Annotated in this window: 7 protein-coding genes; 1 reads left to right on the top strand and 6 read right to left on the bottom strand. The window is 34.4% G+C overall.

Going from position 1 to position 10,865, the window contains the following annotated elements; all coding sequences use genetic code 11:
• Positions 1 to 13 precede the first annotated feature (13 nt).
• The 6 genes from HYY52_01980 to HYY52_01955 form a co-directional block, all read right to left on the bottom strand.
• Positions 14 to 1,009, bottom strand: coding sequence for a hypothetical protein (locus HYY52_01980; GenBank protein ID MBI2995465.1), 996 nt, complete (start codon positions 1,007 to 1,009; stop codon positions 14 to 16).
• Between the two features lie 82 nt (positions 1,010 to 1,091).
• Positions 1,092 to 2,906, bottom strand: a complete 1,815-nt coding sequence (gene ilvB, locus HYY52_01975; GenBank protein ID MBI2995464.1) for a biosynthetic-type acetolactate synthase large subunit — start codon at positions 2,904 to 2,906, stop codon at positions 1,092 to 1,094.
• Between the two features lie 217 nt (positions 2,907 to 3,123).
• Complete coding sequence (locus HYY52_01970; GenBank protein MBI2995463.1) at positions 3,124 to 5,889, bottom strand: ATP-binding protein; 2,766 nt, start codon at positions 5,887 to 5,889, stop codon at positions 3,124 to 3,126.
• Positions 5,886 to 6,164, bottom strand: coding sequence for a hypothetical protein (locus tag HYY52_01965; GenBank protein ID MBI2995462.1), 279 nt, complete (start codon positions 6,162 to 6,164; stop codon positions 5,886 to 5,888). The genes HYY52_01970 and HYY52_01965 overlap by 4 nt, the downstream gene beginning before the upstream one ends.
• Entirely contained in the window at positions 6,130 to 6,807 is a 678-nt protein-coding gene (locus HYY52_01960) for a hypothetical protein (protein ID MBI2995461.1), read from the bottom strand. Before HYY52_01960 ends, HYY52_01965 begins: the two co-directional genes overlap by 35 nt.
• Positions 6,808 to 6,815: 8 nt before the next feature.
• The gene (locus HYY52_01955; protein MBI2995460.1) at positions 6,816 to 7,808 is read right to left on the bottom strand and encodes a hypothetical protein; all 993 of its coding nucleotides are present in this window, start codon (positions 7,806 to 7,808) and stop codon (positions 6,816 to 6,818) included.
• Positions 7,809 to 8,074: 266 nt separating this feature from the next.
• Here HYY52_01955 and HYY52_01950 point away from each other — a divergent pair, with 266 nt between their 5' ends.
• On the top strand, positions 8,075 to 10,828 hold the full coding sequence (locus tag HYY52_01950) for an AAA family ATPase (protein ID MBI2995459.1): 2,754 nt from the start codon (positions 8,075 to 8,077) through the stop codon (positions 10,826 to 10,828).
• Positions 10,829 to 10,865 lie beyond the last annotated feature (37 nt).

Here is a 10,865-nt window from a genome sequence, read left to right as displayed (position 1 = left end):
AATAATTAGTTGATTAGTTTGGATTTACTTTCATTCCTTCGTCATACAGGCTTAACTTTTTATTTTCTGAATGTGTTTCCAGAATTCCTAGAGTATAAAACACACTTGCACCTCTATCGAAAAAGTAAGAGAGGAAATTTAATCCTTGTACTTTCTCTGCAATAAATGGAACTCGTTTTAATTCATCTGCAAATGCTGCACTTACCCACACTAATCCTGATTGAACAAAGCGTGAGTTTAAGTTTAATCCTCTTTTCTTACCTTCACTAAAGGAACCATCAGAAGTAATTTTTTTGTTTTCATCTGTAATAAGAGAAAAATCACAACTTATTCCACCAATATTCCTTATTAAAGCTCCAAGAGGCTGAAAAACAAAAGCTATAATGGCACCAGTAGTCTGTAAAATTGAAGCTAGAGTTAGTCCATGTGTTAATTTACTAATATTTTGGGGTTTTTCTATAAGCTCTTTAACTATTTTAGGAATTTCTTTTAAAAATTCTTCAAGACTTTTCAGCCAACCTCTTTCCATAAAGTTGCCACCAATAATTTCTTTTTTCCCATTTTCATCACTAACTCTTTCTCTTTGGTCTATAATTCTAAAAAATTGTCCTAACCCTTGTGAAATTCCCCTGAATAACCATAAATTAAATCCACTGCTAAATATTGCAATTGGGATTTCTAAGATATTTCCAAAAAAGGGAACCAAATTTTTCTTTTCCCAAAGATCAATTCCTCCAACAAGCCCTTGTGTTCCTGTAGCAAACTTTGTCCAAATCCCGCTAATTTTTTCTAGCCAATCTTGAAGTGATTCTAAAAATGTCCAGTTACTATTTATAAAAGTTATTAGATTAATTAAAGATGCACCACCATTACCAATATAGTTAATTGTAGTTTTATTATTATCAAGAAATGATCTTGCATTCCTTTGAATATTTCCAAAATTATTCCAAGGTAAGTACCTTCTAGTACTAAGAGCTCTTGTTTCTTGTAGATAAGTTGCACCAGCCATTTATGATATTTTCCTAAAATAAAATTATATTTATTGTATTTATTAACAACCGTTATTATATATTGTAAGGACATGCCATGGTTTATCTCTTAATCTTCTTTTCAAGTTCAGCTTTATTAACTGGCATTGCAGGTAATGTATTTGAGCTTATTCCCATCATTTCATTACTCGAGGAGCCAGGTGGTACCATTGGCCAGACATTTGCTTCATAATGGAGTTTGAAATCCAGCAATAGGGGTTTACCACGGCAGGGCGTACCATGGTACGCCCCTACTGCTTCTTTAATGGCACTCTCTACATCATTTGGATCTTCAATTCTTATTCCTTTTACTCCAAATGCTTCAGCTAGTTTTACGTAATCTGGACTTCCTATACCTAAGTCAATATAGCTGTAACGTTTGTCAAAGAAAAGTTCTTGCCATTGTCTTACCATACCAAGATTGCTGTTATTAAATAAAACAATTATTACTGGAAGATCACTAGCTATCATTGTTCCTAATTCTTGAAAGTTCATTTGGAAACCACCATCTCCAGTTATAGAAATCACTGGCGTGTCAAGTCCTAACTCTTTTGCTGCTGCTTTTGCTCCAAGTGCTGCAGGGAAACCATATCCCATTGAACCAAGTCCGCTTGAACTACACCAGTGTCTTGGTTTATTTATTTCAAGATATTGAGCTGCCCACATTTGATGTTGACCAACATCTACTGTATAAATTGCATCCTTAAAATATTTATTTAAGGTTAAAAGAATTTGCTGTGGTGAAATTTGATTTTTATCTTTTGGGATATCCAAAGGATATTGTTTTTTCCATTCTTCAATTTGTGAAATCCACTCTGTAGTATCACATTTTTTACCATTAATTTTTTCATTTAAGTCAGTTAAAACATTTTTTGCATCACCTACAATTGGGATATCAATTACATCTCTCATGACTCTGTTTTTCCCAATTTCAGCAGGATCAATGTCTATGTGGATAACATTTGCACCAGGTGCAAATGTTTCTACTTTTCCAGTAACACGATCATCAAAACGAACACCAACAGCAATTAATAAGTCACATTCATGAATTGCATAATTTGCATAAGCAGTTCCATGCATTCCAAGCATTCCATAGTTTAAAAAGTGATTATCTGGGAAGGCACCTTTCCCCATGATAGTATAAGTCACTGGTATAGAGCATGTTTCAGCTAGTTTAAGTATTTCTTCTGATGCATTACTTCCAATTACACCCCCTCCAATATATAAAACAGGCTTTTTAGATTCTAGAATTAATTTTGCTGCAGTATGAATTTGCCTAGCATTTCCTTTTATAGTTGGTTTGTAACCTGGTAAAGTAAATTTATTTTCCATTCCTTCAAAATAATCAAAGGAGGTTTTTAAAACATCTCTTGGCAAGTCAATTAAAACAGGGCCAGGTCTTCCAGTTGAAGAAATTAAAAAAGCTTTTCTAATTGTTTTTGGAATTTGATTTGGTGTAAGAACAAGATAACTATGTTTTACTACTGGCATTGTAATGCCAGTAATATCTGCTTCTTGAAAAAAATCTTTTCCAATTGCTCCTGTAGAAACTTGTCCAGTTAAAGCAATTACTGGGATTGAGTCCATGTGAGAGCTGCATAAGCCAGTAACTATATTTGTTGCTCCAGGACCACTTGTAGCAAGAACAATTCCTGGCTTGCCAGAAATTCTTGCATAACCATCGGCCATAAAAGCTGCACATTGTTCATGGCGAACAAGTATATGATTTACGTCATTCCTTTTATATAGCTCATCATAAAGTCCAAGAACAGCACCTCCTGGATAACCAAAAATTGTTTTTACACCTTCTTTTACTAAACAATTTAAAAGTGCTTCTGAACCTCTTAATTTTATTTTGTGCCCTTTTTCTTCTGACATAATTGTAGGAACTAATTATATCAGTGTTTAGAAGTTTTGAAGTGTTAAAGTTAATCCCACATTCCGCACATCTCCGTGAAAGGTAAAAAATATTAAATAAAAGGAGTAAAGCTACTGGCCAAAATAAAGGTTTTATGAGAATAGTTATGTAGTGAAAGTAACAACAAAGATATTAGACCATCATGGAATAGTAGCTGCAATAATCTTATTTCACCCATTACTTAAACCAAGACCACAAGTCTTTTAGTCTTTTAACTACGATGCCCATCCCTCCTTTTTGAGGAATTATTTGTCTTCTGTCATAGTTTCTAAAAAGTTCAAGCAAAGAAGTTTGTGTTAACGGAGTAGGTACACTTTTTAAAATCTTAGCTATTGATTTAGTAGGAATATCTTCAGCTGCAAGAGCTAACTCAGAAAGATCTAATTTGCCATCAATAGAAAGTTTAAGTATGTTAATTGTACCTGCTATTAAGTTTTGTAGTTGCTTAATTTCATTAGTGTCTAGTTTTAACTTTCTCAGCTCACTTTTAATAGCTTGAGAAGGAAACGGGTGCTCTGGAATTTCTGAAATTGTATTTATTATTTGCAGTGGTCTTAGTCCTTTTGCAAGATCTCCGACAGCTTCAAAATCTATATCACCAGTGATTTCCCCTTTCTGAGTTAAATGCTTTAAGTAACCTTTTGTAAATCCATAGCCTACTAATTTCTTATGAAATAAATAACATGGTTCAAAGAAACCAAATACATCCGGGTGGACAAACTCTTTTAAAAGCTTGTCAAGCTTCCTTGAGCAACCCTTTTCATCTATAGGGAATTCATTCACGTTATCTAGGATTGGGAAGTTAGTTGTTGCAATTAATATTGGATGTAGATTAGCTTGTTGTAATTTTTGAAATAAAACTAAAAATCTACTTGCTCTAACTTGATTACCGGGGTTTGCCATCTTGTTAATTTCATCAACTAATACAACACATCTGCCATGCCTTGCAAGTTTTTCAATGTACTGATCAAGGGTGTACTTCCTTTCAGCACTTTCTACTATTAAGAGCTGTTCTTCCTCAGTTTCCGTAATCATTCCATCGGATAATAGTTCATAAGGTAACGCTAATTCATTAGCAAGAACTTCGCCGAAATGTGATTTACCAGTACCTGGGGCACCTGAAAACAAAAGGCCTTTTGAAAATCTATTGCTATTTATAGAACTTAATGCTATTCCCAAAGCTCTTTCTTTTAAATCAACCATTCCAAAGTAGTCCTTAAATGATGGTGCCATCTCTCTATAGACAAGTAAAGCTTTGCCTTGAGCAGTTGTTGCTGGTGGGCTTGCAACTATTTCTCCGCTCATTTCTGATGAGTAAATAAGTGACTTTAAAGTATCTTTTAGCTTAAGTCTATTTGAATCATCAAGGGCTTTATGAAGTAGAAACCTTCCACCACCACTTAGCTCTAACCCATTTTTTCTTAAGTCATCAATTAAGTTTAAAACCGCAAGCTTGCAAAAATTTTCGGATGTTCCCAAAAGTTCAAAAAGATCACCTGCTGCTAAATTAAATTCTGTATAATCGCCCCACTTTATCTCCTCTGACTTAGTTTTAGTTAAGGACCACTCAATAGCATCATTTATCTTGCTTGAGGCTTTGTTAAATACTTCCACTGCATGAGAATCTGAGGCATTCTCCTTTTTTTCAGAAAGTTTTCTTTTCAACCTAAAGTAATCTACCATAGGTTTTTTAGTAGATTCACTTCTTCTTAATAACATCCAATAAAAAACAGGTGAAACATTCTCCCACAATCCTATATCTTCTCCGCTATCATCTTTAAATTTGTGCTTAGCAGCGACTTGTACCAAATTAAATAAATCAAGTTGGGCAATCCTATTTTTTAACCTTACATATTCTTCAAGCACATGACCTTCTATGATACTTTCATCTCCTATTCCTTTTAGTAAAGGAGCAATAACACCAAAAGAATTGTTTAATATCATAGCTTCATCTTCACTAAGAGGTCTCTTATCGATAAACTCTTCAACACATCTTGCAGAATATCTAAAACACTCAGCTCTATCTGTAGGAGTTAGCTCTGGAACTTCTGAAAAGTTTTTAAAATATCTGCCTGCTTTATTTTCTGCTTCTGTCAAGTCTCTTAGTCCGGCTAAAAGAGTAGCTCTTACTTCTAGGTTAGGATCTGATAAAACAAGTTCTATTAGTCTGGAGAAATCGTTATTATTGTAGAGTTTAGTCAAAATACATTTTGGATCTGCCAAAGCTATTGCTCCAGCCATAATAATCCGTGAAAGATCATCTTTCTCTTTTTCTAGAACACTTGCTAAATGACAAGGGTACCAAAAATATCTCTTACCAAGCCTGTAAGTCTTAAGAGCAGCATAAGCTCCTTGCCGCCGAACTAACAAATATGGTGATTCTAATAATGAACCAATTTCTCTATTTATATCACTTAGTGCGCCGCCCATCCACTCCAGAAATCTTACAAAAACTTTTGCAGCGATCTCTCGGGTTTCAATAGTTGGAGAGACATTGAAGGCACCCATCGTATAAGAGCTATCACATGCAATTTTCAAAATAGAATTCTTGAGCCAATTTTTGACAATCTGAGCATCTCTTCCAAAGTTCCGCAGTTTTTTACATTCTTCATCACTAATGGGTTTTTCTTTGTCTAATTCAAGTAACAGATTATTAAGTATTGAAGCTAATGATGAGTTCCTTCCAAAAACAGCGGAGTTATGATTATTCAGGCGCTGCATATAGTACCCTATGTTGCTAGCTGCTAAAGGTTCAAGACCAAGATTTAGCTTGGCTCTTTGGATTAATAAAATTTGATTCCTTAATGATGGCTCTTTGGGAGCATCAACAACATCATTAGAGTTTTTGAGGGTATCAGAGTTTTGAGATTTTTTAATCTCGCTGCCAAGTGGAGAACTGAAAATCTTTAATTGATGAGGGTTGGGTGCTTTTTCAATTCTCATTTTTCTTGCTCCACCAGTTTCTCAGTTTTACAAACCTCTTTGACTGCAAATACAGGCTCATGCTTAATATCTGACATTATAAACAACTTATGCTCTTTATTGGAAACTAATATCTTAACCAATCTTTCTTTGCTTTGTAAATTAGACTGACTAATAAGCTTTTTTCTCTTTTCTGAGAGCTGCAAGAGCTGCTTAGCAAGCTTTTCTTCATCTGCCCATTTTAATTTATTGAATTCTTTCTTACATATCTTTTTCTTGACTAAAAATTGTAGCATGCTCAATGCCAGACATTACAAATAAATTAGGTTGGGCATTTTCATTTAGTATTCCAACTAACTTAGTTTTACTTAAAGAGTTTGATTCATCTATTAGTTTCCTTCTTTTTTCTGAAAGATTAAGAATTTGTTCACCAAGTAAATGTTCATTATTCCACTTGAGCTTATCAAACTCTTTTCTTAATCTTTTTGGACTTACCTCAAAAGTCTTGGCTACTGCATTAACATTCAGATCAAAAAATGCTTCAAGCTGTTCATCTCTCATTTGTTCTATATCGCTATCTGCCATAAAATCTAAATAGTCCATAACTAAAATTGAAAGTGCAGCAAGCAGTTTTTCAATTGAAGCTGACTCAGCAACATTTGCGGTAAATGGAGGTTCAATTGGATCTTCGGCTCTAATTTCAAAGTGCTCTATTAAACTATCTAAAAACACGTTCTCAGCACAAGAATATTTTTTGTGTCCTTCAACAAGAAATAACCAATTTTTTGCGGTTGGTCTAGTAACTTGTTGTGTCTCAGTTTCAACAACATCTTGATTAATTTGTAAATTGTGTTTTGTAATAAAGATAGCCTTTGAACACCTTCCTCTTAAAAGCCCACTTGATGGCAGTACTGTGATTTTTGGGATAGCTAACTTCATTAAAGCAATTAACTTTTATTCGAATCTCTCTTTTTTTCCTCTATCCTTTCATTTACACTTTCTGCAAAATCTTTAACTTCTTGGTCATTGCTATTAACCAGACTATTGCACCTATTAATAACTTCTGTATTGTCTCTTTCTATAAGATTCCGCAAGAGAGTTGCTGCCATATGACGAATCCCCTGATCATCATTTGGGTCTGTAAGTACATCAAACAATAAATTAACATGACTTTCTTCAGGCAAGGCCATTAATGCTTCTGATCTAATGTCTGGATCGTCACTTTTGTCCTTTGCACATTCAGCTAATGCTTTCATTGCTTTCTGATCTTTTTGTTCATATAAAGCTTTTTTCAAAATGTCTCTTGCTTTCAATCTAAGTTCCTTATTAACATCTTTATCTTTCAAACGAGTAATTGCATCATTGATTTCTTTTTCTAGTTCAGAAATAATATTGAGACAGCACTCGGCTTCCTTACGTAACCCTTCATCATCATTCCCAGTCTTTAACTTTTCAAATAGAGCTTTAAGTTTATCTCTTTCTTTCATGTGCTCGCCAATTAATTTTCTTCTAAGTTCATCTCTATTAGTTTCATCTTCTTTTGATATTTTTTTCAAAGAATTTGTAATAGGTGTTTCAAAGAAAAACTTTTCATGTACTTCTTCTGATTTCTTTTCCGTTTTGGCAGTTTGGCAAAGTCTTGCAAGATATACCCCAAACCCGCTGCTTGCAATTCCAACTATTCCCAAGATTCCACCAAGCCATTTACAAAGTCTGCTATCCTTTTTGATACCTACAAAGCCTATTAATGCACTAGCTATTGTTCCTACAGCTGTCCAAACAGCAAAATGAGGTAGGCATTGAATGATACCACGATCTTCTTTTCTTGCCCAATCTTTGATATCATCTGTGGTAACTTGTTTACCTTGCTGAGGCTTGAAGCCAACTGGCCTAAATGGAAAGCTCACTACTTTTGTTACATCATTTACTGGTGGTGGCATTGTTTATCTACAATATTAATTTACTTAAATAGAAATGTTAAATTATCTAATTTGATACTAAACGACTTAGGTTAAGAAGCCAGCTTACTCTTAACCGGACTAAATATTTATTTTAATCTGGGTTAAAAAACTAAATTATCAGCAAGCTTTAGTGTTTTTGAAATTCTTTTGGGTACTTGACAGTCCTTAACCAAAAAGGCAAATTAAAGAAACTTGAGGATACCTAGAAAAGACTGTATACTTTTTCTAAAAAATAAAAGATGACTATGACTACAGTAAACAGTATTACACAAACACCACCGACCTGGCCCGGAAACATAATTGTAAAAGAAGCAAAGCTTATAGTTATTCCTGAAGAAGAAAGTTCAAGTGCACATTCAATAGGAGTTGCAGAAAATCAAGATCAAGTGGCTTATGAACCTCATCTTAGGCAAAAAATAGAATTAATCCAAAAGCTAAAAAGTGAAGCTGATATAAAAAATCTGGCTGCAGCTTGGCAGTATGTTTTTGCTTTAATACCTCCTGCTTGGGCAGGTGCAAAATGGCTTATAAAGAATATTGCAGCTAGACAAGCAAGATCTGAGATTGATGGGTGTATTGCAAAAGCTGTTAAATCTTTAGGAGGGGAAGAATACTTTAATGATGATCTCCTGTCAGTGAACTTAAGAACTCCACGGCGTGTAGCAAAAGCTATACTTGAGGCTGACTTTAATAAACCAAAAAATGTTATGAATGATGTACAAAGGGCAGTTATTCAGTTGCTTGGCAGTACACAACATTCTCAGGCAAGCCTTGATGAGTTCCTAGAACATAAGCGCACAGCTAGAGGATTATTATTAGCATTAGAGGCTCTTTATCTAAGAAGTGATACTGTAGTTGATCCTAATGATGTAAAAGATATTTTTATTCCGTATCTTGAAAAACCTCATGAAGTTCCCCTTATATATGGTGAAAAATCTTCACTTGACTGTATTAGAAGAATAATAACTTTAAACTGGAAATTACCTATAAGAGGATTCAAGATTCCAGTACCAGATTTAAAGACACCAACATACAGGATGGAAATCTACTCTGTAATGAAAGAGTTTCTTGAAAGAGCAAAAAAAGTAGAAGAAGGAACAATTGAAGAGCAAGAAACAAAAGAAGGATTGTATGGAATTGATCCGCTTTATCTAAGGACGCCATTGGTTTCAGTTCCACGCAGGTTCAGAGATGAAGTTGAGAAGTTTAGAGAAAAGCTTGTAGAAGCATTTAAAAACGAAAATGAATTAGGCGAAACTTCACCTAATTACCATATAATGGTGCCTACTACAATAAGCGGTGTGCTTGAGCTTTCTTCTGAAATCCCAAAAGCACAATGGAACGAGGAAGCTGAAAAGTTAGAAGCTCAACAACGGTTAAATGAAAAGAGATTTGTAGTGTTCAAAAAATGGGCTAATGATATAACCCCAATGTCAAACGAAGAAGCAAGAAATTGCTTTTTCACTTCATTTGATAACGACCAGATGGAAGTTCTAGGTGGTTTACCAGAAGATAAAAGAAAAAACTTGCTAAAAGTAGTATCTGAGTTTGATAGCTACAAAACAAAAGAAGACCTTAATGAAGCACTCTTGAGTTTATTAGATCTTTTAAAACTTGATACTGAAGTACTAGGACAGAAATTAACTCAAAATAATTCAGAGAAAGGGCTACTGTTCTTTAAATATTTAAATCAACTGATGGAAAAAAGGATTGCAATTGGTAATGATCCACCACGTCCATATAGGGAGTTTGTAAACCAAGAAAATAAGAACCGTGTTTTACAATCATGTAGAAAAATTGTCCAGGACACTATTTTCTTTAGAGCTACTCCAAGAGGATATGAGTTTTTTACAGAGCCACACTTAGGCCTAGATTCTGTACCAGCTCAAGCATTAGCTTTGAACCACAAATTAACCCGTTGCTTTAATGATGAAGAAGGATACGTAGATGCGCATGGTTTAAAAGGACTTGTGCTGAAACCTGCTGTAAGAAGTCTCTACGGGAATGATAGTAACAGTGCAACGCATAGAACTTTTTTACTTTCAGGACCACCTGGAACTGGTAAATCTTCTCTTGCTGAAACTATTGCAAACCAACTTGCACTTCCACTAGTTTTGCTAACTCCTGGTATGGTTACCGTTAAGAAAGGCGATGTAAAAATTAAACATGGAGAAAAGCCTCAAACTGTTAGTGAGTTTATTCATACAGTAAACAAGACTGCACCATGTGTTTTATTAATGGATGAAGTTAATAAGATTCTTCCTCCCAGAAAAGGTGCTAACCTAAATGAAATACCAACTGATGCATTCCTCTCTCAAATGGAACCAAAAGGAACTGAATCCCACTTATCAACAAAAGTTGTTCTTATTATGACAACTAATCTACCACTAACTGAAGAAATTGATGTTAGCTCAATTGATGATAAAGGATATAGTGGTTCAATTGAGGAGCAGTTGTATAAATATGTAGATTACGGTGTAATGAGGGAAGGAAGATCAGATAAAAAGATATTTATATTCCATAAACTTTTTACAGAAGAGCAAGGCACATTATTTGCAAAACGCTTCTTAGAGCCATATGTAAAATCTAGAAGAATTAAAGGTCAAGTAAATTATGCTGAGGCGGGCAAAACAGTAATGAACTATACACCTGCAACTGTTGAAAAGGTATTTGAAGACTATGTAAAATCCACTCAAGGACAAGTTACTCAAGAGGACATGTTAAGTGAATTAAAAAAACGTCCTGGTGTAATTAGATATCACTTTGATCCTAGGGTAAGTGGTTTAATGGAAGGAACGATTAATTCTCTTGTTTATGGACTTAAGGTAAAAAAAATAGGTACCCCAGCACCAGATGCAAAAAAATTAGCAATTCGTGTCCAAGAGTTAAACTTAACTGATGAACAATTTACAGATGCAATTGTGCAACTTGCTCCACAAGTCCTAACCCAAGAAAACATATTAACCGCATTTGAGAAAGTTAGGAAGCTAGGAAGTTAAATTTAATAGAACAAAGATCCGTACAACAATTAAAACA

This window comes from Candidatus Melainabacteria bacterium (assembly GCA_016193285.1).
Lineage (GTDB): Bacteria > Cyanobacteriota > Vampirovibrionia > 2-02-FULL-35-15 > 2-02-FULL-35-15 > JACPSL01.
This window is presented reverse-complemented; position numbering and strand designations above follow the sequence as displayed.

Excerpts from the sequence above, each read along its gene's own strand:
- HYY52_01980 (MBI2995465.1), bottom strand. The coding sequence starts at position 1,009 with ATGGCTGGTGCAACTTATCTACAAGAAACAAGAGCTCTTAGTACTAGA.
- ilvB (MBI2995464.1), bottom strand. The coding sequence starts at position 2,906 with ATGTCAGAAGAAAAAGGGCACAAAATAAAATTAAGAGGTTCAGAAGCA.
- HYY52_01970 (MBI2995463.1), bottom strand. The coding sequence starts at position 5,889 with ATGAGAATTGAAAAAGCACCCAACCCTCATCAATTAAAGATTTTCAGT.
- HYY52_01965 (MBI2995462.1), bottom strand. The coding sequence starts at position 6,164 with ATGCTACAATTTTTAGTCAAGAAAAAGATATGTAAGAAAGAATTCAAT.
- HYY52_01960 (MBI2995461.1), bottom strand. The coding sequence starts at position 6,807 with ATGAAGTTAGCTATCCCAAAAATCACAGTACTGCCATCAAGTGGGCTT.
- HYY52_01955 (MBI2995460.1), bottom strand. The coding sequence starts at position 7,808 with ATGCCACCACCAGTAAATGATGTAACAAAAGTAGTGAGCTTTCCATTT.
- HYY52_01950 (MBI2995459.1), top strand. The coding sequence starts at position 8,075 with ATGACTACAGTAAACAGTATTACACAAACACCACCGACCTGGCCCGGA.